This window comes from Pseudomonas sp. FGI182, from assembly GCF_000511325.1.
Lineage (GTDB): Bacteria > Pseudomonadota > Gammaproteobacteria > Pseudomonadales > Pseudomonadaceae > Aquipseudomonas > Aquipseudomonas putida_Z.
Genome location: NZ_CP007012.1, coordinates 1,533,400 through 1,555,497 on the forward strand (window position 1 = coordinate 1,533,400; position 22,098 = coordinate 1,555,497).

At 63.6% G+C, this 22,098-nt stretch carries 20 protein-coding genes, 5 tRNA genes and 1 pseudogene; 16 read left to right on the plus strand and 10 right to left on the minus strand.

Annotated features, from left to right (window positions below; genetic code table 11):
• The first annotated feature begins 122 nt into the window (after positions 1-122).
• Together earP and efp are read left to right on the plus strand one after the other, a co-directional pair.
• The gene (earP, locus tag C163_RS06925; RefSeq protein ID WP_025338176.1) at positions 123-1,250 is read left to right on the plus strand and encodes an elongation factor P maturation arginine rhamnosyltransferase EarP; all 1,128 of its coding nucleotides are present in this window, start codon (positions 123-125) and stop codon (positions 1,248-1,250) included.
• A 48-nt stretch (positions 1,251-1,298) separates the two neighbouring features.
• Positions 1,299-1,868 (plus strand): elongation factor P, encoded by a 570-nt coding sequence (efp, locus tag C163_RS06930; RefSeq protein ID WP_013971530.1) that lies wholly within the window; start codon positions 1,299-1,301, stop codon positions 1,866-1,868.
• Between the two features lie 223 nt (positions 1,869-2,091).
• Here the strand turns inward: efp and C163_RS06935 are convergent, their stop codons facing one another.
• From C163_RS06935 to C163_RS06945, 3 genes are all read right to left on the minus strand, one after another.
• Complete coding sequence (locus C163_RS06935; protein WP_025338177.1) at positions 2,092-2,520, minus strand: organic hydroperoxide resistance protein; 429 nt, start codon at positions 2,518-2,520, stop codon at positions 2,092-2,094.
• A gap of 141 nt (positions 2,521-2,661) precedes the next feature.
• Complete coding sequence (locus C163_RS06940; protein ID WP_025338178.1) at positions 2,662-3,117, minus strand: MarR family winged helix-turn-helix transcriptional regulator; 456 nt, start codon at positions 3,115-3,117, stop codon at positions 2,662-2,664.
• A gap of 58 nt (positions 3,118-3,175) precedes the next feature.
• Positions 3,176-4,129, minus strand: a complete 954-nt coding sequence (locus C163_RS06945; protein ID WP_025338179.1) for a LysR family transcriptional regulator — start codon at positions 4,127-4,129, stop codon at positions 3,176-3,178.
• A gap of 114 nt (positions 4,130-4,243) precedes the next feature.
• Between C163_RS06945 and C163_RS06950 the strand changes: the two genes are divergently transcribed.
• Positions 4,244-4,993, plus strand: a complete 750-nt coding sequence (locus C163_RS06950; protein WP_025338180.1) for a sulfite exporter TauE/SafE family protein — start codon at positions 4,244-4,246, stop codon at positions 4,991-4,993.
• 111 nt (positions 4,994-5,104) lie between these two features.
• Here the strand turns inward: C163_RS06950 and C163_RS06955 are convergent, their stop codons facing one another.
• A complete protein-coding gene (locus C163_RS06955) occupies positions 5,105-5,956 on the minus strand; it encodes a LysR substrate-binding domain-containing protein (RefSeq protein ID WP_025338181.1) in 852 nt (283 codons plus the stop codon).
• Positions 5,957-6,052: 96 nt separating this feature from the next.
• Here C163_RS06955 and C163_RS06960 point away from each other — a divergent pair, with 96 nt between their 5' ends.
• On the plus strand, positions 6,053-6,271 hold the full coding sequence (locus C163_RS06960) for a DUF1127 domain-containing protein (protein ID WP_025338182.1): 219 nt from the start codon (positions 6,053-6,055) through the stop codon (positions 6,269-6,271).
• Positions 6,272-6,604: 333 nt separating this feature from the next.
• On the opposite strand, the gene C163_RS06965 is transcribed toward C163_RS06960, so the two are convergent.
• Positions 6,605-7,951 carry a class II 3-deoxy-7-phosphoheptulonate synthase gene (locus tag C163_RS06965; RefSeq protein WP_003247094.1) on the minus strand — a complete coding sequence of 449 codons (1,347 nt, stop codon included), beginning with the start codon at positions 7,949-7,951 and terminating at the stop codon, positions 6,605-6,607.
• Positions 7,952-8,067: 116 nt separating this feature from the next.
• Between C163_RS06965 and C163_RS06970 the strand changes: the two genes are divergently transcribed.
• Both C163_RS06970 and C163_RS06975 read left to right on the plus strand, forming a co-directional pair.
• A complete protein-coding gene (locus tag C163_RS06970; RefSeq protein WP_025338183.1) occupies positions 8,068-8,823 on the plus strand; it encodes a spermidine synthase in 756 nt (251 codons plus the stop codon).
• A gap of 451 nt (positions 8,824-9,274) precedes the next feature.
• Positions 9,275-10,988, plus strand: a pseudogene (locus C163_RS06975) (DEAD/DEAH box helicase).
• Between the two features lie 188 nt (positions 10,989-11,176).
• Here C163_RS06975 and C163_RS06980 read toward each other — a convergent pair.
• Entirely contained in the window at positions 11,177-11,944 is a 768-nt protein-coding gene (locus C163_RS06980; protein ID WP_025338185.1) for a class III extradiol ring-cleavage dioxygenase, read from the minus strand.
• A gap of 101 nt (positions 11,945-12,045) precedes the next feature.
• Between C163_RS06980 and C163_RS06985 the strand changes: the two genes are divergently transcribed.
• Positions 12,046-12,696, plus strand: coding sequence for a thiopurine S-methyltransferase (locus C163_RS06985; protein ID WP_025338186.1), 651 nt, complete (start codon positions 12,046-12,048; stop codon positions 12,694-12,696).
• Positions 12,697-12,864: 168 nt separating this feature from the next.
• Here the strand turns inward: C163_RS06985 and htpX are convergent, their stop codons facing one another.
• Together htpX and C163_RS06995 are read right to left on the minus strand one after the other, a co-directional pair.
• The gene (gene htpX / locus C163_RS06990) at positions 12,865-13,752 is read right to left on the minus strand and encodes a protease HtpX (RefSeq protein WP_003259721.1); all 888 of its coding nucleotides are present in this window, start codon (positions 13,750-13,752) and stop codon (positions 12,865-12,867) included.
• A 274-nt stretch (positions 13,753-14,026) separates the two neighbouring features.
• Complete coding sequence (locus C163_RS06995; RefSeq protein WP_013971543.1) at positions 14,027-15,238, minus strand: pyridoxal phosphate-dependent aminotransferase; 1,212 nt, start codon at positions 15,236-15,238, stop codon at positions 14,027-14,029.
• A gap of 167 nt (positions 15,239-15,405) precedes the next feature.
• Between C163_RS06995 and msrB the strand changes: the two genes are divergently transcribed.
• Together msrB and C163_RS07005 are read left to right on the plus strand one after the other, a co-directional pair.
• Positions 15,406-15,801 (plus strand): peptide-methionine (R)-S-oxide reductase MsrB, encoded by a 396-nt coding sequence (gene msrB / locus C163_RS07000; protein ID WP_025338187.1) that lies wholly within the window; start codon positions 15,406-15,408, stop codon positions 15,799-15,801.
• Positions 15,802-15,814: 13 nt separating this feature from the next.
• The gene (locus tag C163_RS07005) at positions 15,815-16,303 is read left to right on the plus strand and encodes a glutathione peroxidase (protein WP_025338188.1); all 489 of its coding nucleotides are present in this window, start codon (positions 15,815-15,817) and stop codon (positions 16,301-16,303) included.
• On the opposite strand, the gene C163_RS07010 is transcribed toward C163_RS07005, so the two are convergent.
• Complete coding sequence (locus C163_RS07010) at positions 16,293-18,650, minus strand: response regulator (protein WP_025338189.1); 2,358 nt, start codon at positions 18,648-18,650, stop codon at positions 16,293-16,295. The two genes, C163_RS07005 and C163_RS07010, sit on opposite strands and share 11 nt — an antisense overlap.
• Positions 18,651-18,854: 204 nt before the next feature.
• Here C163_RS07010 and C163_RS07015 point away from each other — a divergent pair, with 204 nt between their 5' ends.
• Both C163_RS07015 and C163_RS07020 read left to right on the plus strand, forming a co-directional pair.
• The gene (locus C163_RS07015; RefSeq protein WP_013971547.1) at positions 18,855-19,742 is read left to right on the plus strand and encodes an ATP-binding protein; all 888 of its coding nucleotides are present in this window, start codon (positions 18,855-18,857) and stop codon (positions 19,740-19,742) included.
• Positions 19,743-20,225: a GAF domain-containing protein gene (locus tag C163_RS07020; protein WP_003260813.1), complete on the plus strand. Its 483-nt coding sequence runs from the start codon at positions 19,743-19,745 to the stop codon at positions 20,223-20,225. It begins immediately after the preceding gene.
• A gap of 127 nt (positions 20,226-20,352) precedes the next feature.
• On the opposite strand, the gene C163_RS07025 is transcribed toward C163_RS07020, so the two are convergent.
• Positions 20,353-21,120: a hypothetical protein gene (locus tag C163_RS07025; protein WP_025338190.1), complete on the minus strand. Its 768-nt coding sequence runs from the start codon at positions 21,118-21,120 to the stop codon at positions 20,353-20,355.
• A 377-nt stretch (positions 21,121-21,497) separates the two neighbouring features.
• Here C163_RS07025 and C163_RS07030 point away from each other — a divergent pair.
• The 5 genes from C163_RS07030 (at position 21,498) to C163_RS07050 (ending at position 22,059) form a co-directional block, all read left to right on the plus strand.
• Positions 21,498-21,573, plus strand: a tRNA-Glu gene (locus C163_RS07030).
• 4 nt (positions 21,574-21,577) lie between these two features.
• A tRNA-Gly gene (locus C163_RS07035) sits at positions 21,578-21,653 on the plus strand.
• A 91-nt stretch (positions 21,654-21,744) separates the two neighbouring features.
• Positions 21,745-21,820: transfer RNA gene (locus C163_RS07040), tRNA-Glu, on the plus strand.
• Between the two features lie 3 nt (positions 21,821-21,823).
• Positions 21,824-21,899, plus strand: a tRNA-Gly gene (locus C163_RS07045).
• 84 nt (positions 21,900-21,983) lie between these two features.
• Positions 21,984-22,059, plus strand: a tRNA-Gly gene (locus C163_RS07050).
• The last annotated feature ends 39 nt before the right edge of the window (positions 22,060-22,098 follow it).

The following is a 22,098-nucleotide window of genomic DNA, read 5'->3' on the forward strand; positions in this document are numbered from 1 at the left end:
CCTGGCAGGGTGTTCGGGGTGCATTGTCGCATGCGTCTGGGCATTTTTCCGCGCAGGTGCTTTTGTCCGCGACAATTTATGCGCAGAATGCGCGGTTTTTCCGCTGGGCGAGGGCAGGGCACATGAAAGCCACCTGGGACATCTTCTGCAGCGTCGTCGACAACTACGGCGATATAGGCGTGACCTGGCGCCTGGCCCGGCAGCTGGTGGCCGAGCACGGCCTGGCAGTGCGCCTGTGGGTGGATGACCTCAATGCGTTCACGCCCATGTGCCCCGGGGCCGATGCCTCCGCCCCACAGCAGTGGCAGCACGGTGTGGATGTGCGTCAGTGGCCGGTGACCTGGCTGCCGGTGGCGCCGGCTGATGTGGTAATCGGTGCCTTCGCCTGCCAGTTGCCTGCAGCTTATGTAGAGGCGATGCGTGCTCGCGCCACGCCGCCGCTGTGGTTGAACCTCGAATACCTCAGTGCCGAGGACTGGGTGGAGGGCTGCCATGGCTTGCCTTCGCCGCAGCCCAATGGCTTGCGCAAGGTGTTTTTCTTTCCCGGCTTTACCGAAAAGACCGGTGGCTTGCTGCGCGAGGGCTCGCTGCTGGCGCGGCGTGATGCGTTCCAGCAAGGCGCACGGCAGGCCTTCTTGCAGGGGCTTGGCGTAAACCCTGAAGCGGGGGCGTTGCTGATTTCCCTGTTCGCCTACGAAAACCCGCAACTGGGCAACTGGCTTGATGCCTTGGCCTCAGGCGAGCAACCTTGCCACCTGCTGGTGCCGCAAGGGCGCGTCGTCGCGGGGCTCGGCCAGTGGCTTGGCGAGGCGGCCCTGCAAGTGGGCAGCGTGCGCAAGCGAGGGGCGCTGACCGTGCAGGTGCTACCTTTCGTCAGCCAGGATGACTACGACCGGTTGCTGTGGAGCTGTGATTTCAACGCCGTGCGCGGCGAAGACTCGTTCGCGCGCGCGCAGTGGGCCGGGCAGCCGATGCTGTGGCACATCTACGTGCAGGACGAGAATGCCCATTGGGAAAAGCTCGAAGCGTTTCTCGCGCATTATCGACAGGGGTTGTCAGGCGATGCCGATGCCGCGCTGCTTGGCTTGTGGCGTGCCTGGAACATGGACCGCGACATGGGCCAGGCCTGGCAGGCGGCCCGCCAGCACTGGCCGGAACTGCAGCAGCATGCCCGGCTTTGGGCAGCGCGACAGGCCGCTCAGCCGGACCTTGCCACAGCGCTAGTACACTTTTACCGAAATTCGCTATGATACGCGGCCTCGATTTTTATAAATCCATCCAGATTCGGATACTTCGTAATGAAAACTGGTAAAGAACTGAAACCCGGTACCGTCCTGCGGATCGACAACGACCCGTGGCTGGTTCAAAAAGCTGAGTTCACCAAGTCGGGCCGTAACAGCGCGATCATGAAGACCAAGCTGAAGAACCTGCTGACCGGCTACAAGACCGAAACCGTCTACGGTGCAGACGACAAGCTGGACGACGTGATCCTGGATCGCAAAGAAGCGACCCTGTCGTTCATCAACGGTGACGAATACACCTTCATGGACACCACCGACTACACCATGTACGAACTGAACGCCGAGGACATCGAAGCCGTTCTGCCGTACATCGAAGAAGGCATGGAAGACGTCTGCGAAGCCGTGTTCTTCGAAGGCCGCCTGGTATCGGTTGAACTGCCGACCACCATCAGCCGCCAGGTTGTCTACACCGAGAACGCTGCACGCGGCGACACCTCGGGCAAGGTGATGAAGCCTGCCAAGCTGAAGAACGGTACCGAGATCTCGGTTGCCGACTTCATCCAGATCGACGAGTGGATCGATATCGACACTCGCGACAACAGCTTCAAAGGCCGTTCCAAGAAGTAATCTTCTTGTAAAACGCAAAAAACCCGGCCTTGGCCGGGTTTTTTAATGCCTGCAAACTTCCAGGCCGCGGCACGCTTCCCTTGTAGGAGCGGCCTTGTGTCGCGATGGGGCGCGAAGCGGCCCTGACGATCCCACAGGAATACTTGCTTTCGCAGGCCGATCCTGGGGCCGCTTCGCGGCCCATCGCGACACAAGGCCGCTCCTACATGAGGCGCTGCAAGCCTTACACGGTCACGTGCAGGCGCACATCCACATTGCCGCGGGTGGCGTTGGAGTACGGGCATACCTTGTGCGCCTTTTCCACCAGCCCTTCGGCATCGGCCTGGGCCAGGCCCGGCAGGTTGATGTGCAGGTCGATGTCCAGGCCGAAACCACCTGGAATCTGGCCGATGCCCACCTTCGCGGTGATCGAGGAGTCCGCCGGCAGGGTTTTTTTCTCCTGCCCGGCCACGAACTTCAGTGCACCGATGAAGCACGCCGAGTAACCGGCGGCGAACATCTGCTCGGGGTTGGTGCCGTCACCGCCTGCGCCGCCCAGTTCCTTGGGGGTGCTCAGGCTGACCACCAGCTTGCCGTCGCTGGAACGGGACTTGCCGTCGCGCCCACCGGTGGAGGTAGCTTCTGCGATGTACAGCGGAGTGACCTTTTGCATCTTGAGCCTCGCTAATGTGCTGTGCGCTCCCCGTCTGGAGGAGGGCGCGGGTTGGTGTGGGATTTAAATTAGCGCGCAATTAGTTAGCGCGCAAGATAAATCGTCACCGCTCATCCGAACGGCCATTGCACAGCATAGCTGTCAGAGGGTTTTCTGCAGGTTCTCGCGCAGCGCCAGCAGGTCGGCCTGCAGCTGTTGCAACTGTTCCAGGCTGCGCCCGCTGGCCTTGAGGATGCACTGCGGCACTTCTTTGGCCTGCTGCTGCAAGGCGCGGCCCTTGTCGGTCAGCTGCACCAGTACCACCCGTTCGTCCTCGCGGCTGCGGTTGCGCTGCAGCAGGCCTTCGCTTTCCAGGCGCTTGAGCAGGGGGGTCAGCGAGCCGGGGTCGGTGAGCAGGTGCTGGCTGATCTCGCCTACGGTCAGGCCGTCGTGCTCCCACAGCACGAGCATGGCCAGGTACTGCGGGTAGGTCAGGCCCAGGGCCTGCAGCAGCGGTTTGTAGACCTTGGTCATCAGCAACGAGGTGGAGTGCAGGGCGAAACAGACCTGGTTGTCCAGCAGCAGCTCGTCACAGGAGGCTTGGGTGTTGGCGTTCATGCAGGTCCTTGAAGGTAATCAATGGGAAAGTCTGGCACGCGGATCGTTAGTGCGCGCTTTATTCGCGCAGTTCACTGCGCAAGGCCAGGTCCCAGGGTGGAATCGGGCTGAAGCGGCTCTTGAGAAATTCGAGCAGCAAACGACTGCGAGAGTTCGTTTCATGTTCCAGGCGAAGCGCGTAGATACCGCTGGTTTCCGCTTGGGGCAAGCCACCGTCGCAAAACAAAGGTATCAGCTCGCCACGCAGCAGGTATTCACTGATCAGCCAAGTGGGCAGGTGGGCTATGCCTAAACCGGCGAGGGCGCCGAACAGCAGGGTTTCGGCGTTGTTGGCGGCCATGCGCATGCGTGAGGGGCGGTACAGGCGGGTTTGCCCGGCCACGTTGAAACGCCAGGCGAATGGCGGCGCCAGGCCGTCCCAGTCCAGGCCGTCGTGCCCGGGCAGTTCGCTGGGGCAGGTGGGCATGCCGCGGCTGGCCAGGTAGGCCGGGCTGGCGCAGGCAATGCGCACCATGTAGGCCAATGGCGTGGCGACCAGCCGGGTGTCGGCCAGGGGGCCGGCGCGCAGCACCAGGTCGACTTCGCCCAGGTGGCTGCCATGCAGGTCGACGAAGCTGTCGATCAGGCGCAGTTGCACATCAAGGCCTGGGTAGGCGACCAGGAAATCGGCGATGGCCGGGGCCAGGTGGCGGCGGCCGAATGCGGCGGGGGCGTCGATGCGGATCAGGCCTTCGGGGGCATTGCTCAGCGACACCGCTTCGGCGCGTGCCAGGCGCAGCTCCTCGATGATGCGCCTGGCCCGTTCGGCAAAGGCGTTGCCGGCAGGTGTGGCGCGCACGGCGTGGGTGCTGCGGGTGAACAGGCGGCTGCCCACGGCGCTTTCCAGGTTGTCGATGCGCCGGGCCACGGCGGACGGGGTCAGCGGGTGGCGGCGGGCGGCGGCAGAAAAACTGCCGGTTTCCAGCACATCGAGGAACAGGCTTAGCTGGTCGGTCAGGGTATCGGGGCTCATGGCTGCCTTGCTTTTGCGAAAAACGCACAGCCATTGTGCGCTGCTGTGCGTTTCCCCGCCAGCCCGCAATCGTTAGCATGCTCGCATTATGTGTAAAGGCGGATGAGGCCCCTGATGATCGAGTGGTTGTTGTATATCGTGCTGGGCGCAGCCCTGGGGACCATGGGTGGCCTGTTCGGCATTGGCGGCGGGCTGATCGCGATTCCGGCGCTGGGCGTGCTGTTCGGCCTGGACCAGCAGTTGGCGCAGGGCACTGCGCTGGTGATGGTAGTGCCCAATGTGCTGCTGGCGCTGTGGCGTTATCACCAGCGTAACCGCATCGAGCTGCGCCATGCGGTGCCGCTGTCGCTATGCAGCTTCGTGTTCGCCTGGCTGGGGTCGATCTGGGCGGTGGGGCTGGATGCGCAATCCATGCGCCTGGGCTTTGTCGGCTTCCTGGTGGCCCTGGCGGTGTGGAACGTGGCGCGGATGTTCATGAAGGTGACGCCGCCCAGCGCCGAGTTGCGCTATGCCTGGCCGTGGCTGGGTGTGCTGGGCAGCTTTGCCGGCACCATGGGCGGCTTGTTCGGGGTGGGTGGGGCCGTGGTGGCCACGCCGATCCTGACCAGTGTGTTCGGTACCACCCAGGTGGTGGCGCAGGGGCTGTCGCTGGCGCTGGCGGCGCCGAGTACCTTGGTAACCTTGGTGACCTATGGGGTGCACCACAGTGTTGACTGGGGGGTGGGGGTGCCATTGGCGGTGGGCGGCCTGCTGAGTATCAGCTGGGGGGTGAAGTTGGCCCATGCGCTGCCGGAGAAGGTGTTGCGGGCGATGTTCTGTGTGTTTTTGGTGGGGTGTGCGGTGATGCTCGGGTTCGAGCTTTGAGATTTTGGGGCCGCTTTGCGGCCCATCGCGACACAAGGCCGCTCCTACAGGGGATCGCGTGCCCTTGTAGGAGCGGCCTTGTGTCGCGATGGGCTGCGCAGCAGCCCCGGCTCACTTGAACCCTTCGACAATGTAGTCGGCCATGCAATCGGTGATCGGCGAAGGGTTCTGGGTACTGCGCACCAGCATCACATTGGCCACCGGCAACTGCGGCAACCCTTCGCTCTCGCCCAGAATGCGGATGTTCCCGCCAATCAGGCTTTGCAACTGTGCGGTCACCGCCAACCCAGCGGTGACAATGGCGAAGATCGCTGCCAGGCTCGGGCTGGTATAGGCGATGCGGTAGTCGATGCCCTGGGCCTCCAGGGCATTGCAGGTCCAGGCCCGGCAGAAGCAGTCGGTGTTGAACAAGGCTACCGGCATGGGGCGTTGCTCCTGCGGGCAGAAGCCTTCCGCGGCGGCCCAGACCAGGCGTTCCTGGCGCAGCAGCTGGCCAATCTCGTTACCCGGCTCACGGGTGACGATGGTCAGGTCCAGGTCCTGGCGCAGCATCAGTTGTTTGGAGGAGTCGCAATGCACCTCCACCTGCACCAGCGGGTAGGCTTGGGCAAAGCTCGACAGGATGGTCGGCAGGAAACGCATGGCATAGTCGTCCGGCGTACCGATGCGTACGATCCCGACCATGTGTGGCATGCGCAGGGTGTTGAACACTTCCCCATGCAACTTGAGGATGCGCCGCGCATAGCCGAGCAGCACCTGGCCTTCGGCAGTCAACCGCACCTGGCGGCCGTCGCGCTCGAACAGTTGGCGCTGCAGAATGTCTTCTTCCAGGCGTTTCATCTGCATGCTCACCGCCGACTGGGTGCGGTTGACCACCTCGCCGGCGCGGGTGAAGCCGCCCTGCTCGGCGATGGCCACGAAGGTGCGCAGTACGTCCGCATCGAGGCTCTGGTACTGGGACATTGCATCAATCTCCGAGATGCATGGCATCAGAAACATTCGTTGGATTGATCTTATGCCTGGCAGGAGACTGGAGCCATCAACACGGAGGGCTTCACGATGAAAGGTCATGTCAGCAGCATCCAGCAACCTGTCTTTTCCCTGAACCACCTGTGGCATGCCGCCCTGCAGCGCCCGGCGCGCTGGCTGCAGCTGTACCGCCAGCGCCAGGAACTGGCCAGCCTGAGTGATGCGACCCTGCACGACCTGGGGTTGAGCCGGGCGGATATCCAGCAGGAGGCCGAGCGGCATTTCTGGGATGATCCGCTGAGGAGGTGAGTTGGGGCGCAGAGGTGTTTGGCTGGAGGTTTTTAGCGCCTGTGAGATCGAGCGCCGCCCGCGCGGCGCTTCGCGGGGCAAGCCCGCTCCCACATCTGTTGCAACGTGCCGAACCTGCCAGGCCATGGTTGCCTGCCTTGGTGCATGGCCTGAGGCAGGCGGGGCGGCATCAATGCCCACCTTGAAATCCAGTCATGCCAACAAGGCTGCCAACCATGGCCTTACAGGCATGGTCACGTTGCAACAAATGTGGGAGCGGGCTTGTCCCGCGAAGCGCCGCGCGGGCGGCGCTCGATCTCACAGGCGCTGAAAATCCCAAGGCATGCCCCAACCTCAGCGCCGCACCTGCTTGAGGGTTTCGGCAATCAGGAACGCCAGCTCCAGGGACTGGTCGGCATTCATCCGTGGGTCGCAGTGGGTGTGATAGCGGTCGGACAGCGCATCCTCGGTGATCGGCCGGGCGCCGCCGATGCATTCGGTGACGTTCTGCCCGGTCATCTCGATGTGGATGCCGCCGGCATGGCTGCCCTCGGCCTGGTGCACCTGGAAGAACTGTTTCACCTCATCCAGGATCTGCGCAAAGTCGCGGGTCTTGTAGCCGCTGCTGGCCTTGATGGTATTGCCATGCATCGGGTCGGAGCTCCACAGCACCTTGCGCCCTTCGCGCTCGACCGTGCGGATCAGCCCCGGCAGGTGGTCGCCGACCTTGCCGGCACCCATGCGCACGATCAGGTTCAGGCGCCCGGGGTCGTTGGCCGGGTTCAGCGTGTCGATCAGGCGGATCAGTTCTTCGGGGTTCATGCTCGGGCCAACCTTCACCCCGATCGGGTTGTGCACGCCGCGCAGGAACTCCACATGGGCACCGTCCAGCTGGCGGGTGCGGTCGCCGATCCACAGCATGTGCGCCGAGCAGTCGTAGTAGTCGCCGGTCAGGCTGTCCTGGCGCACGAAGGCTTCTTCATAGTTCAGCAGCAGTGCTTCGTGGGCGGTGAAGAAGCTGGTTTCGCGCAGCTGCGGCGCGCTGTCCAGGCCGCAGGCGCGCATGAATGCCAGGGTTTCGTCGATGCGGTTGGCCAGCTGGTGGTACTTGTCGGCCAGCGCCGAGTTGGCGATGAAGTCCAGGTTCCACTTGTGCACCTGGTGCAGGTCGGCAAACCCGCCCTGGGCGAAGGCGCGCAGCAGGTTGAGGCTGGCAGTGGCCTGGTGGTAGGCCTGCAGCAGGCGCTCCGGGTCGGGGATGCGGCTTTTCGCGTCGAAGCCGATGCCGTTGACGATGTCGCCACGGTAGGCGGGCAGGGTGATGTCGCCGATGGTTTCATCGCCCGATGAGCGCGGCTTGGCGAACTGCCCGGCCATGCGCCCGACCTTGACCACCGGGCAGCCGGCGGCGAAGGTCATGACGATGGCCATCTGCAGCAGCACCTTGAAGGTGTCGCGGATTTTCGCCGCCGAGAACTCGGCGAAGCTCTCGGCGCAGTCGCCACCCTGCAGCAGGAAGGCGCGGCCTTCGGTGACCTCGGCGAACTGCCGGCGCAGCTCGCGCGCCTCGCCCGCGAACACCAGCGGCGGGTAGCTGGCCAGGGTCTGTTCGACCTTCAGCAGGTGCGCGGCATCGGGGTAGGTCGGTTGCTGCTGGATCGGCAGGGCGCGCCAGCTGTCGGGGCTCCACGGTTGGTTCATCTCGGGCTCGGTCTTGTCGGTTGTAGGCTATGGGCCATGGTAACAGTTGGCGCTGCGCTTGTTGCATCGAGGGTGTTGACGGACAATGCGCGTTTTTGCGCGGGTGGGTGGTGAGCATGGCGGCGGAACGGGAAGAGCGGCTACTGGCACGGGTGGAGGACGCCTTTGGCGTCATCAGCGTGTATGAAGTCGACGACTACCGCTTTCTGGAATTCGGCGATGCGATCGAGCAGAGCTGCGTGTTCACGGCCGACCCCAGCTGGCTGGAGTACGACTATACCCGCGCCATGCTGGTGGGGGCACTGTGCCACGAGCAGCCGGAGAGCGCGCTGTTTCTCGGCCTGGGTGCCGGCACGCTGACCCAGGCCTGCATGAAGTTCCTGCCGCTGGACGACATCGAGGCCATCGAACTGCGCCCGGACGTACCGCGCCTGGCCATGGAGTACCTGGGCCTGGACGACGACCCGCGGCTGTATGTACGCATCGGCGATGCCCTGGAGCTGTTGCCCACGGCGGAGAAGGCCGACCTGCTGTTCGTCGACCTTTACACCGACCATGGGCCAGGGGTGGGCCACCTGGCGTGGAACTTCCTGGAGAACTGCCAGCAGCAGCTGAACCCGGGTGGTTGGCTGGTGATCAACCAGTGGGCCACCGACGATGGCAAGCCGCTGGGCGCGGCGTTGCTGCGCGGGTTGTACCACCGGCATTACTGGGAACTGCCGGTGAAGGAGGGCAATGTGATCCTGCTGGTGCCGGCGGACCTGGAGCAGACGCTGGACCTGGATGGGCTGAAAGCCCGGGCCGAGGCGCTGGCGCCGCGCCTGGGGTACAGCCTCGAGGGGCTGATCCGCGAGATTCGGCCGGCTACCTGAATGGCTGGCGCGGCCTATGCGATACCTGTAGCGGTTCGTGTAGGAGCGGCCTTGTGTCGCGAAAGGGGCGCGTAGCGGCCCCGGATTCCAGCGTCAATGCAAATATTGCCGGGGCCGCTCTGCGGCCCTTTCGCGACACAAGGCCGCTCCTACAAGGACCGCGCCAGGCTCCAGGGGATTATCGATTCAGCTTGCTGTGATTGATGGCCCGACACTGGCCAGGCACCCTGAAAATATTCCTCACGTCTGCGCACGATTTCGGGTATAGTACGCGCCGGTCTTTTAGCGGACCGCAAAATCAGGTGGTGCAAACCCTCCGAGTCCAGCTTCGGCTGCACGTCCGCTAGGCGGACTTTCCCACGTTTTCTTTTTCAATCGTTTTCGCAAATCCCCGCCGCCAAAGCTGCCTGGGTGACCTGTCGGTCTTTCATGGCTTGTGCAGCTTTGGAGCATGGGTCTTTGCGGATGCACCTAGAGGCAGACCCATGACCCAGGAAACCGGCGGCTTCGCCGCTCTCGATCTCAATCCGAATATTGTTGCTGCCGTTCTGGCGACCGGCTACGAAGAGCCGTCCGCCATTCAGCAACAATCGATCCCGATCATCCTCGCCGGTCACGACATGATCGGCCAGGCGCAGACTGGCACCGGCAAGACCGCTGCCTTCGCCCTGCCGATCCTCAACAAGATCGATGTGAGCAAGCGCGAACCGCAAGCCCTGATCCTGGCGCCAACCCGTGAGTTGGCGCTGCAAGTTGCTACCGCTTTCGAAACCTACGCCAAGCAGATGCCGGGCGTGAACGTGGTCGCCGTCTACGGTGGTGCCCCGATGGGCCCACAGCTGCGTGCGATCCGCAACGGCGCGCAAATCGTCGTGGCCACCCCGGGCCGTCTGTGCGACCACCTGCGTCGTGACGAAAAAGTCCTGTCGACCGTGCAGTACCTGGTACTGGACGAAGCCGACGAGATGCTCAAGCTGGGCTTCATGGACGACCTCGAAGTGATCTTCGATGCCATCCCGGCCAGCCGCCAGACCGTGCTGTTCTCCGCCACCCTGCCGTCGTCGATCCGTTCGATCGCCGAACGCCACCTGCGCGAGCCCAAGCACGTCAAGATCCAGAGCAAGACCCAGACCGTTACCGCGATCGAGCAGGCCCACCTGATGGTCCACGCCGACCAGAAGATCCCGGCTGTGCTGCGTCTGCTGGAAGTGGAAGAGTTCGACGCGCTGATCGCCTTCGTGCGTACCAAGCAAGCCACCCTGGACCTGGCCTCCGCGCTGGAAGCCAAGGGCTACAAGGCTGCCGCGCTGAACGGCGACATCGCCCAGAACCAGCGTGAGCGCGTGATCGACTCGCTCAAGGATGGCCGCCTGGACATCGTTGTCGCTACCGACGTCGCTGCCCGTGGCCTGGACGTACCGCGCATCACTCACGTGTTCAACGTCGACATGCCGTACGACCCGGAGTCCTACGTACACCGTATCGGCCGTACCGGCCGTGCCGGTCGCGATGGCCGTGCACTGCTGCTGGTCACCCCGCGTGAGCGCCGCATGCTGCAGGTGATCGAGCGCGTAACTGGGCAGAAAGTTGCCGAAGCCCGCCTGCCGAATGCCCAGGCCGTGCTGGATGCCCGCATCAAGAAGCTGACCTCGAGCCTGGCGCCGCTGGTTGCCGAAGCGGAAGCCACCCACGGCGAGCTGTTCGACCGCCTGACCGCCGACCTGGGTTGCAGCGCGCGTGCCCTGGCTGCTGCCCTGCTGCGCAAGGCCACCAATGGCCAGGCGCTGGACCTGGCTGCGGTAGAGCGTGAACAGCCGCTGGTGCCGAGCTTCGCCCCGCGTGGTGAGCGTACCGAACGTGGTGAGCGTGGCGAGCGTCCGGAGCGTGGTGACCGCGAGCGCCGTGCGCCGATGCCGCTGGCCGAAGGCCGTGTGCGTTGCCGTACTGCCCTGGGTGCCCGTGACGGCATCGCTGCCAAGAACCTGCTGGGCGCGATCCTCAACGAAGGTGGCCTGGCCCGTGACGCCATTGGCCGCATCCAGGTGCGCGACAGCTTCAGCCTGGTCGAGCTGCCGGAAGATGGCCTGGAGAAGCTGCTGTCCAAGCTCAAGGACACCCGCGTGGCTGGCAAGCAGCTGAAGCTGCGTCGCTACCGCGAGGATTGATCCTGGCGCAATGAAAAATCCCCGGCTTTGGCTGGGGATTTTTTTGCCTGTGCAATTTGGGGGCTGCTTTGCAGCCCATCGCGACACAAGGCCGCTCCTACAAGGGATCGCGTACCCCATGGTGACGCGTAACCTCTGTAGGAGCGGCCTTGTGTCGCGAAAGGGGCGCAAAGCGCCCCCGGCTATCTTCAGTCGAACCGATAAATGTCCATCCCCAACGCCCCCAAGGTAAACCCTTGGTGCACCACCCCGAACTTGCCCCCAGCCCCCAGGGCAAAGAACAGCGGCAGGAAATGCTCATCACTGGGATGGTTGCGCACCGCAAACGGCGCCTGCTGCCGATAACCCAGCAACGCTTCCTGATCATCCGCCCGCAGCTTTTCCACCACCCAATCCCTGAACGCCAGTGCCCAAGGCTCGATCACATCCGGCCCGGCATGCCAGTCCAGTTCGCCCAGGTTGTGGGTAATGCTGCCCGAGCCGATCAGCAGCACGCCCTGGTCGCGCAAACCCGCCAACGCCTGGCCTACCTTGACCTGCAGCGCCGTCCCCATGTGGCTGGGCAGTGAAACCTGCACCACCGGAATATTCGCATCCGGGTACATCAGCGACAGCGGTACCCAGGCGCCGTGGTCGAACGGCCGCTGCGCGTCCAGCCGGGCAGGCAGCCCGGCAGCCTTCAGCAATTCACTGACCTGGTCGGCAAGGGTGGGGTCACCCGGCGCCGGGTACTGCACCGCATACAGCGCCGGTGGGAAACCGTAGAAGTCATGCCAGGTCTCTGGCTGCGCGCTACCAGTGACCAGCAGTTCGCTGCTTTCCCAGTGCGCCGACACCACCACGATCGCTTTCGGCCGGGGCAGGGCGTTGGCCAGCCCGGCCAGCGCCGGCCCGCTGGCGCCGGGTTGCAGGGCAAGCATGGGGGAACCATGGGAAATGAACAGGCTGGGCAGCATGGCAGGGTCCTGACGGTTAAGATGCACTCATCTTCGATCAACTACAGATCGAAATCCAAACCAACTTTTACCGACAAACCATCTAAAAATCGGGAGTGATCATGGAGCCAGCGTTCTGGCAGCAGCGGTGGGCCGACAACCAGATCGGCTTTCACCAGGCGCAGGTGAACCCCTATCTGCAGAAGTATTGGCCAGCGCTTGGCCTGGCGCCGGGTAGCCGCGTGCTGGTGCCATTGTGCGGCAAGAGCCTGGACCTGGCCTGGCTGGCCGGGCAGGGGTACCGCGTGTTGGGCGTAGAGCTGTCGCGGCGGGCGGTGGAGGCATTCTTCCGCGAGCATGGGCTTGAAGCCGAGGTGCAACAGCGCGGGGCTTTCGAAGTTTGGCGCAGTGGTGACGTGGAGCTCTGGTGTGGGGATTTCTTTGCGTTGCAGGCAGGGGATATCGGCAACTGCGCGGGGCTGTATGACCGGGCGGCGCTGATTGCCTTGCCGCCGCAGATGCGTGTGGCTTACATGCAGTTGTTGTCGGGCTTGCTGCCGGCGGGTTGCCAGGGGGTGGTGGTGACTCTGGGTTATGACCAGGCTTTGCTGGGCGGGCCGCCGTTTTCGGTGGGGGATGAGGAGCTGCGGCAGGGGTTTGCCGGGTGGCAGGTGGATGAGCTGGAGGCAGTGGAGGTGATTGAGGAAAGCCCGAAGTTCCTGCAGGCCGGAGCTTCCAGTTTGTTGGAGCGGGTGTACCGGGTTAGCCGATGACAGGTGTGTAGCCTGTTCCGGCCCCTTCGCGGGCACGCCCGCTCCCACAGGTCTTCCATAGGCCTTGAAAACTGTGGGGTACCTGTGGGAGCGGGCGAGCCCGCGAAGAGGCCGGCACAGGTGTACAAAAAGGGCGACCGAAGTCGCCCTTTTGTTTTACCGGTTGGATCAACCGCGACGGCGCAGGGCCTCGATACGGTCTTCCAGCGGCGGGTGGCTCATCAGCAGCCCGGCCAGGCCGTGCTTCAGGCCACCATTGATGCCGAAGGCCTTCATGGTGTCGGGCATGTGCACCGGCAGGCCTTGCTCCACGCGCAGGCGCTGCAGGGCGCCGATCATCGCCGCGGTACCGGCCAGCTGCGCACCGGCTTCGTCGGCGCGGTATTCGCGGCGGCGCGAGAACCACATCACGATCATGCTGGCCAGGATGCCCAGGATCAGCTCGGCAACGATGGTCGCCACGTAGTAGGCAATGCCCTGGCCTTCTTCGTTCTTGAAGATGACCTTGTCGACGAAGTTGCCGATGATGCGTGCGAAGAACATCACGAAGGTGTTCACCACGCCCTGTACCAGCGCCAGGGTGACCATGTCGCCGTTGGCCACGTGGCCGATCTCGTGGGCCAGCACTGCACGCACTTCATCGGGCGAGAAACGCTCCAGCAGGCCCTGGGACACGGCTACCAGCGCGTCGTTGCGGTTCCAGCCGGTGGCGAAGGCGTTGGCCTCGTACGCCGGGAAGATACCCACCTCGGGCATCTTGATGCCCGCTTCACGGGACAGCTCTTCGACCGTTTGCAGCAGCCACTGTTCGTGGCGGGTGCGCGGCTGGCTGATGATCTGGGTGCCGGTGGTCATCTTCGCCATCCACTTGGAGATGAACAGCGAGACGAGGGAGCCGGCAAAGCCGAACACGGCGCAGAACACCAGCAGGCTGCTGAGGTTCAGGTCGACCCCGTTGGCGGCCATGAACCCGTTGAAACCGAACAGGCTCAGGGTAATGCTTGCAACCAGCACCACCGCGAGGTTGGTGGCTACAAACAACAGAATGCGCATCATGGTTGTTACGTTCTCCTGACGGATGAGTTGTCGCTTACTGCGGGGTATATAAGGTGCCGGCCGTGCCGATTCAATCGGGCGACTATTTCAAACTGTGTACGGCGGAGTATGGCAGAGGATGGCGCGGGGGCTGTGGGATAGAGCGTTGCAGGATGTAAGAAACATCCTGTGGGGTTTTGGGGCTGCTTTGCAGCCCATTCGCAGCACAAGGCTGCTCCTACAGGGGCATGCGTTCTCCTGTAGGAGCAGCCTTGCGCTGCGAAGAGGCCTTCACTTACTGCGAATAACCCTTCAGGAAATTCCCGATCCGGCCAATCGCCGCCTCCAGGTCATCCACCCGCGGCAAGGTGACCACGCGGAAGTGGTCCGGCCACGGCCAGTTGAACGCCGTGCCCTGAACGATCAGCAGCTTCTCCGACAGCAGCAGGTCGAGCACGAACTTCTCGTCGTTGTGAATCGGGCAAACCTTCGGGTCGATCTTCGGGAATGCATACAGCGCACCCATCGGCTTCACGCAGCTCACGCCCGGGATGTCGTTCAGCAGTTCGTAGGTGCGGTTGCGCTGCTCCAGCAGGCGGCCCGGTGGCAGCACCAGGTCGTTGATGCTCTGGTAGCCGCCCAGCGCGGTCTGGATGGCATGCTGGGCCGGCACGTTGGCGCACAGGCGCATGTTGGCCAGCATGTCGATGCCTTCGATGTAGCTTTGCGCGTGGTGCTTGGGCCCGGAGATGATCAGCCAGCCGGAACGGAAGCCCGCCACCCGGTACGACTTGGACAGGCCGTTGAAAGTCAGGCACAGCAGGTCGGGGGCCAGCGAGGCGGTGCTGATGTGCACGGCTTCGTCGTACAGGATCTTGTCGTAGATCTCGTCGGAGAACACCACCAGGTTGTGCTGGCGGGCCAATTCCAGCATGCCCAGCAGCAGCTCTTTGGAGTACACCGCGCCGGTCGGGTTGTTCGGGTTGATGATCACCAGGGCCTTGGTGTTCGGGGTGATCTTGGCCTTGATGTCCTCAAGGTCGGGGAACCAGTCGGCCTGCTCGTCGCACAGGTAGTGCACCGGCTTGCCGCCGGCCAGGCTCACCGCGGCGGTCCACAGCGGGTAGTCGGGGGCCGGGATCAGCACTTCGTCGCCGTTGTTGAGCAGCGCCTGCATCGACATCACGATCAGCTCGGACACACCGTTACCCAGGTAGATGTCCTCGATGCCGACGCCTTCGATCTGCTTCTGCTGGCAGTACTGCATCACCGCCTTGCGCGCGCTGAAAAGGCCCTTGGAGTCGCTGTAGCCTTGCGCGGTGGGCAGGTTGCGGATCACATCCTGGAGGATTTCGTCAGGCGCCTCGAAGCCAAACGGCGCCGGGTTGCCGATGTTCAGCTTGAGGATGCGGTGGCCTTCCTCTTCCAGGCGCTTGGCGTGCTTGAGCACTGGGCCGCGAATGTCGTAGCAGACATTGGCGAGCTTGTTCGATTTGCTGAACTGCATGATGGGATCCCGATTGAGAAAACGCGCTACGCCCCGCCGAAAGGTTTGAAAGGGCAGGAAGCGGGTGCCAGACTGAACGCCTGGCACACGAAGCCAACTAATATACGTGCCACCCGCGCCCCGGAAAAGACGGTGCGCAGTGAAATTCAGCCTGCCGAGGTCCCTACATGCAAAAGATCGAGAAAACCCTGGAACAATGGCGGTCGATGCTCGACCCCGAGCAGTACCAGGTGTGCCGCCTCAAGGGCACCGAGCGGCCGTTCAGCGGCAAGTACAACAGCGAGCGCCGCGACGGCATCTACCATTGCATCTGCTGCGGCCTGGCACTGTTCGATGCGCAGACCAAGTTCGATTCCGGCTGCGGCTGGCCGAGCTTCTACGCCCCCATCGAGGACAGCGCGATGATCGAGATCCGCGACACCTCCCATGGCATGATCCGCACCGAAGTCACCTGTGCCCGCTGCGATGCGCACCTGGGCCACGTGTTCCCCGATGGCCCGCCACCGACCGGCCTGCGCTACTGCATCAACTCGGTGTGCATCGACCTGCGCCCGCGCGACTGACCGGAGCCCGACCATGGCTGGATCGATACTGGACATCCCCTGCGTGACCCTGGGCGGCGAGCACAAGAAGCTCGGCGACTTCCCTGGCAAGGCGCTGCTGGTGGTCAATACCGCCAGCCAGTGCGGCTTTACCCCGCAGTACAAGGGCCTGGAGCAACTGTGGCAGGCCTATCGCGCACGCGGCCTGGTGGTGCTGGGCTTCCCCTGCAACCAGTTCGGCAAGCAGGAGCCGGGCGATGCACGGGAAATTGCCCAGTTCTGCGAGCGCAATTTCGGCGTGAGCTTCCCACTGTTCCGCAAGGTCGAGGTCAACGGCCCCGGCAGCCACCCGCTGTTCGTCGAACTCAAGCAGCGCGCCCCGGGCATTCTGGGCAGCCAGAAAATCAAGTGGAATTTCACCAAGTTTCTGGTCGACCCGGCCTCTGGCCAGGTAACGCGCTACGCCCCCACCACCAAGCCGCAGGCCCTGGAAGCGGACATCGAGCGTCTGCTCAACCGTTGACCGGCACCCAGTGGTCGACCAGCGCCAGCAGCTCTTCACGGCGGAACGGCTTGGCCAGGTAGTCGTTCATGCCCGCTGCCCGGCAGCGCTCGCGCTCCTCGGGCATGGCGTTGGCGGTGAGGGCAACGATCGGCAGGTCGGGCCAGCGGCCGCTCTGGCGGATGCGCCGGCTGGCCTCGTAGCCATCCATCACCGGCATGTTGCAGTCCATCAGTACCAGGTCGAACTCGTCCTGTTCCAATAGCTCCAGGGCCTCGGCGCCCTGGGTGGCCAGTTGTACCTGGCAGCCGAGCTTGGCCAGCATGCCCTTGGCCACCAGCTGGTTCACCGGGTTGTCCTCCACCAGCAGGATGCGCGCGCGGCCTTGTTCCAGGGTGATGGCCGGGGTCGCCAGCGGGTGTTCGGGCTCATGGCCTTGCAAGGTGCGGCGCAAGGTCTGGTACAGGGCGTTGCGCGCCAGCGGCCGGGCCAGCTGGTGCAGGGGAGCGAGGGTGACCGACTGTTCGCTGGGCAGGAAGTTGCCGTAGGCGGTCACCAGCAAGATCGGTGTCTTCAGTGCCGGGCGCAGTTCGAACAGCTGGTCCAGGCTGTCGGTGATCAGCAGGTCGATGGCCGTGGCGTCCAGCCCCTCGCTGCTGTCATGGTGCTGGTAGGCAAGGCCCCAGGCGGGCAAAAGGTCCTGCAGCAGTTCATCGAGCCCGCTGCCGGCCGCGCTCAGCGCCGCCACGCGCCCGTGCAACGGTGCCGGCGGGATGGCTTCGGTGTGCACCGCCAGCGGCAGCTCGGCGGTGAAGCGGCTGCCGAAGCCCGGGTCGGACTTGATATGCAGGTGGCCCTGCATGGCCTTGCACAGGTTGCGTGTCAGCGCCAGGCCAAGGCCGGTGCCGCCGTACTGGCGGGTGATGCCGGCGCCGGCCTGGGTGAACGGCTGGAAGATCCGCGCCTGGGCTTCTTCGGGGATGCCGATGCCGGTGTCGCGCACTTCCAGGCGCACACCGCCGACGATGGTCGCCAGGCGCACATCCACGCGGCCGAAGCGGGTGAACTTGAGGGCGTTGGACAGCAGGTTGCTGACGATCTGCCGTACCCTCGTGGGGTCGCCAAGCACGCTGCTGGGGAAGTCGCGGGCGATCAGGCAGGTCAGCTCCACGCTTTGCGCGGTGTTCTGCGACAGCAGGTTGGCAGTGTCCTCGACCATCGAACCCATGTCGAACGGAATGCGCTCCAGCTCCAGCTGGCCGGCATCGAACTTGGACAGGTCGAGAATATCGTTGAGCAACTCCACCAGCACCTTGCCCGAGTCATGGGCAATCGCCAGCTGCTGGCGTTGCTCGCTGGGCAGCGGGCTGTCCAGGGCAAGGGCGATCATGCCGAGCATGCCGTTGAGCGGGGTACGGATTTCGTGGCTCATGTTGGCGAGGAAGGCGGCGCGCGCCTGGGCCATGTCCAGCGCCCGGCGGCGGGCTTCTTCCAGCTCCTGGTTGGACAGGCTCAGGCTGCTGTTGCTGGCCTTCAGCTCGTTGGTGCGTGCCGAGACGATATCTTCCAGCTCGTTGAGGTACTGGGTAAGGCGGTTTTCCGCGGTGCGCCGCTGCTCGATCTCGGTGGCCATGCTGACGAACTGCTGGTTGGCGACCTTCACCAGTACGCCGATCTCGTCGTGTTCGTGGCCGTGCGGGCAGGCCACGCGGGTTTGCCGGGGCTTGCGCGGGTCGCTGCCGCTGAGCGCGCCGATCACCGTCACCAGCGGCTTGGTCAGCATCATGTAGAACAGCGCCAGGAGGATGCCGGTCAGCACCAGGCTGCGGGCGAAACCGTTGAGCAAGGTGATGCCGGCACGGTCGAGAAAGCGGCTGCCGAAGGCGTAGGTGTCCACCTCCAGGTACAGGGTGCCGAGGTATTCCTCGGGCATGTGGGTCAGGTACAGGCGTTCCTTGAACTGGCGCTGGTCGCCAAACAGGAAGTCGCTGAGCGGCCGGTAGCGGTCCTGCAGGCGCGGCCGTTCGACGTCGGCCAGCACTGTTTCGTTGTTGTCGATCAGCCGCGCACGGATGATCGCCGGCGATTGCAGCAGGCCGCGGGTCAGCTCCAGGGCCAGTTCCGAGTCGATGTTGTAGGCGATGCGCGAGGCCGGGTTGTGGCTGATTTGCAGCAAGGCACGCACTTCACGGTTGATGGACGCGTCTTCGCTGGCATAATCGATGCCGATCTGGAAGAGACTGAGCAATGTTCCCAGGATGAAGCCGACCAGGACTGTCAACCGGGCTTGCTTGTATGACAGGCGATTGGTGAACTTGATATCCATGTGTCCCGAGCCGGTTTCACGTCCCTTGCGCTGCGCAAGCATAGCCGAATAGCCCCGGCTGCTGGTGGGTCTGTCTGTTCATTTCAGTTGATTGCCAAGCGGGGGCCGCTTTGCGCCCCTTCGCGGGCTTGCCCGCTCCCACAGGTATATCACTGCCCTCGAGATTTGCAGTGTACCTGTGGGAGCGGGCAAGCCCGCGAAGGGGCGCGCAGCGGCCCCAAAAAACTGAAATTCGTAGGAGTCGTCATGGACGCTCGCTTGATTGCTTTCCTGGACCGCGCCGAATCGGTCCTGGCCCGCCTCGAACCCCTGTTGCCGGCCCAGCGCCCGAACATCGACTGGGCCACCACCCTGGCCGCGCGCTGGCAGCGCGATGGCCGCAGCGGCTACCTGCTGCCGCTGGAAGTCAGCCTGGACATCCGCCTCAGCGACCTGATCGGCGTCGACCAGCAGCGTGACCAACTGGGCCGCAACACCCATCAGTTCATCAACGGCATGCCGGCCAACCATGCACTGCTGTGGGGCTCGCGCGGCACCGGCAAGTCGTCGCTGGTACGTGCCCTGCTGGCCGAGCACGCGGGTGCCGGCCTGCGCCTGATCGAAATCGAACGCGACCACCTGGCCGACCTGCCACGGGTGGTCGAGCAGCTGCAGAAGTTGCCGCAGCGCTTCATCCTGTTCTGCGATGACCTGTCGTTCGAAGCCGGGGAGGGCGACTACCGGGTGCTCAAGAGCGTGCTCGACGGCTCGCTCGAGCAGGCCCCCGACAACGTGCTGCTGTACGCCACCTCCAACCGCCGCCACCTGGTGCCGGAGAAGGAGAGCGACAACGAGAACTGGAAGCGCGTGGACGGCGAGCTGCACCCCAGTGAAGCGGTGGAAGACAAGATTGCCCTGTCCGACCGTTTTGGCCTGTGGCTGTCGTTCTACCCCTTCACCCAGGAACACTTCCTGAACGTGGTCGAGCACTGGATCGGCCAACTCGCGCAAACTGCCGGCCTGGCCTGGCAGCGCAGCGAAGAACTCGACATCCTCGCCGTGCGCTGGGCCACCGGCCGCGGTAACCGTAATGGCCGTTGTGCCTATCAGTTCGCCCGCTACTGGGTCGGGCTGCAATTGCTGGAGCAAAAGTAAATGATCGACCTCAATGCCAGTGGCGCCGGCCTCGACGGCTACAACCTGCTGGCGGCGCAAGTGCAGGCGCTGTTTGCCGACGAGCGTGACTTCATCGCCAATGCCGCGCAGTTTTCGGCATTCCTCTATAACCAGGTGGACGACCTGAACTGGGCGGGGTTCTACCTCAACCGCAACGAAGAACTGGTGCTGGGCCCGTTCCAGGGCCAGGTGGCGTGCGTGCGCATCCCGTTCAGCAAGGGCGTGTGCGGGGCGGCAGCGGCCACCCGGCAGACCCAGCGGGTAGAGGACGTGCATGCGTTCCCGGGGCACATTGCCTGTGACAGCGCGTCCAACAGCGAGCTGGTGATCCCGCTGGTGAAGGAGGGCAGGTTGATTGGTGTGCTGGACCTGGACAGCCCGAAGCTTGGGCGCTTCAGTGAGGCGGATCAGGTGGGGCTGGAGCGGTTGGCGGCGATTTTTCTGGAGCTGACCGACTGCTGATGGTCGTTGCCTGTACCGGCCTCTTCGCGGCTAAAGCCGCTCCCACAAGGATGGCATCAAGCCTGAAGGCAGTGCGGTCCCTGTGGGAGCGGCTTTAGCCGCGAAGAGGCCAGTACAGGTTAAAGCATCAGTCGTACATCACCTTCTTCTTCCAGGTCTCTTCCTCATCGGTCTTGAGCCCCTGGGTCAGTTCATTCTGCTCGTCCTCCGCCGGGGCCATGCGGTCCAGCACCTGGGCGTTGGCCCGGACCAGCAGCTTCTCCAGGTACGTCAGCTGCTCTTCATACACCTTCGGTTCCGGCTGCTTGCGCAGGTACTGCACGCCGCGCTCGAAGGCCAGGCGCGCCTGGCCCGGCTGGTTCTGCTGCAGGGCCTGCTGGCCGAGGTTGTTGAAGAACTCGATATGCAGCAGCACCAGGATGTGGCGGATTTCCTTGATCCATTGCTTGGCCTCGGGCGTGGGCAGGAAGCCCTCCTGGGCGGCGCGGGTCACCTGGTTGTGCAACGCCTCCAGCAGGAAGCGCACATCCTTGGCCTTGATCTCGGTCTGGATCGGGTTGGGCGGGTTGTTCACCGGAATCTGCCCGCCCTGGGCAATCAGCCTCTCCAGTTCGGCGATGCGCGCCTTGATCTCGGCATTGTGCTTGTCCATCGCCAGTTGACGCTGGTTGAGGTTGAGCTCCAGGCGGGTCAGCAGCAGCTTCAGCGCCGGGGTCATGAACTGGCCGGGGAAGGTCTCGGTGATTTCGCCACAGCGGCGCAGGCGGTCGGCCAGCTCGACCTTCATCCGGGCGCGCTCGAGCTTGCCGTTCTCGACCACATTGTTGAGGTAGCCGATCACGATCAGCAACGCGATACCCGCCACGATGAGCAGGGTGATCAGAAGTGGTGTCACCGTTAATGCCTCATTGAAGAAGAATTACAGCTTTGAGTGTAGTGAGTTTGCCGGGGGGCGAATAGCGGCTATATGCCTGTACCGGCCCTTTCGCGGCTAAAGCCGCTCCCACAGGTACGGCACTGCCTTCAAGCTGCGCACGGTCCCTGTGGGAGCGGCTTTAGCCGCGAAAGGGCCGGCACAGGATTGCCTCTCTCTATATCGGCAACCCAACCCGCATCTGCACCCCAACCTACCCGGAAGTCATTGATTTAAATAAATTTCTACAAAGGGGTTGACGCCTGTCCGAACCATCCATAGAATGCGCGCCACTTGCAGCGTAAAGCACACAGCGAAACGCGGCAGGGAGTGAAAGCAGGCAGTAATGCCAGCAGCGTGTCCCCTTCGTCTAGTGGCCTAGGACACCGCCCTTTCACGGCGGTAACAGGGGTTCGAGTCCCCTAGGGGACGCCAAATTGCGGGAATAGCTCAGTTGGTAGAGCACGACCTTGCCAAGGTCGGGGTCGCGAGTTCGAGTCTCGTTTCCCGCTCCAGTTTCTCCGGCAACGCTTAACTGCGGGGCAGGAAAAGAAAATCCAGGCTGAATCGTGAGGTTCAAACCTGGTGCACTGAAAAGTGTCGTGTGTCCCCTTCGTCTAGTGGCCTAGGACACCGCCCTTTCACGGCGGTAACAGGGGTTCGAGTCCCCTAGGGGACGCCATTTGCGGGAATAGCTCAGTTGGTAGAGCACGACCTTGCCAAGGTCGGGGTCGCGAGTTCGAGTCTCGTTTCCCGCTCCAGTTTAATACTGTGGCGTCTATGCGGTGCAGTGGTGGTGAAGGTCTTCATGGCGCTTCACGCCAATAGCGGTAAAGCTTCACAATGCGGGAATAGCTCAGTTGGTAGAGCACGACCTTGCCAAGGTCGGGGTCGCGAGTTCGAGTCTCGTTTCCCGCTCCAAACATGTAACGCAGAAAGGAACCTTCGGGTTCCTTTCTG

Bases quoted from the DNA above. Each gene is read 5' to 3' on its own strand.
- C163_RS06970 (WP_025338183.1), top strand. From the start codon at position 8,068: ATGGCGGCGGAACGGGAAGAGCGGCTACTGGCACGGGTGGAGGACGCC.
- efp (WP_013971530.1), top strand. From the start codon at position 1,299: ATGAAAACTGGTAAAGAACTGAAACCCGGTACCGTCCTGCGGATCGAC.
- C163_RS06940 (WP_025338178.1), bottom strand. From the start codon at position 3,117: ATGAACGCCAACACCCAAGCCTCCTGTGACGAGCTGCTGCTGGACAAC.
- C163_RS06985 (WP_025338186.1), top strand. From the start codon at position 12,046: ATGGAGCCAGCGTTCTGGCAGCAGCGGTGGGCCGACAACCAGATCGGC.
- earP (WP_025338176.1), top strand. From the start codon at position 123: ATGAAAGCCACCTGGGACATCTTCTGCAGCGTCGTCGACAACTACGGC.
- C163_RS06965 (WP_003247094.1), bottom strand. From the start codon at position 7,951: ATGAACCAACCGTGGAGCCCCGACAGCTGGCGCGCCCTGCCGATCCAG.
- msrB (WP_025338187.1), top strand. From the start codon at position 15,406: ATGCAAAAGATCGAGAAAACCCTGGAACAATGGCGGTCGATGCTCGAC.
- C163_RS06945 (WP_025338179.1), bottom strand. From the start codon at position 4,129: ATGAGCCCCGATACCCTGACCGACCAGCTAAGCCTGTTCCTCGATGTG.
- C163_RS07010 (WP_025338189.1), bottom strand. From the start codon at position 18,650: ATGCTTGCGCAGCGCAAGGGACGTGAAACCGGCTCGGGACACATGGAT.
- C163_RS06935 (WP_025338177.1), bottom strand. From the start codon at position 2,520: ATGCAAAAGGTCACTCCGCTGTACATCGCAGAAGCTACCTCCACCGGT.
- C163_RS06980 (WP_025338185.1), bottom strand. From the start codon at position 11,944: ATGCTGCCCAGCCTGTTCATTTCCCATGGTTCCCCCATGCTTGCCCTG.
- C163_RS07020 (WP_003260813.1), top strand. From the start codon at position 19,743: ATGATCGACCTCAATGCCAGTGGCGCCGGCCTCGACGGCTACAACCTG.
- C163_RS06950 (WP_025338180.1), top strand. From the start codon at position 4,244: ATGATCGAGTGGTTGTTGTATATCGTGCTGGGCGCAGCCCTGGGGACC.
- C163_RS07015 (WP_013971547.1), top strand. From the start codon at position 18,855: ATGGACGCTCGCTTGATTGCTTTCCTGGACCGCGCCGAATCGGTCCTG.
- C163_RS07005 (WP_025338188.1), top strand. From the start codon at position 15,815: ATGGCTGGATCGATACTGGACATCCCCTGCGTGACCCTGGGCGGCGAG.
- htpX (WP_003259721.1), bottom strand. From the start codon at position 13,752: ATGATGCGCATTCTGTTGTTTGTAGCCACCAACCTCGCGGTGGTGCTG.
- C163_RS06960 (WP_025338182.1), top strand. From the start codon at position 6,053: ATGAAAGGTCATGTCAGCAGCATCCAGCAACCTGTCTTTTCCCTGAAC.
- C163_RS06955 (WP_025338181.1), bottom strand. From the start codon at position 5,956: ATGTCCCAGTACCAGAGCCTCGATGCGGACGTACTGCGCACCTTCGTG.
- C163_RS06995 (WP_013971543.1), bottom strand. From the start codon at position 15,238: ATGCAGTTCAGCAAATCGAACAAGCTCGCCAATGTCTGCTACGACATT.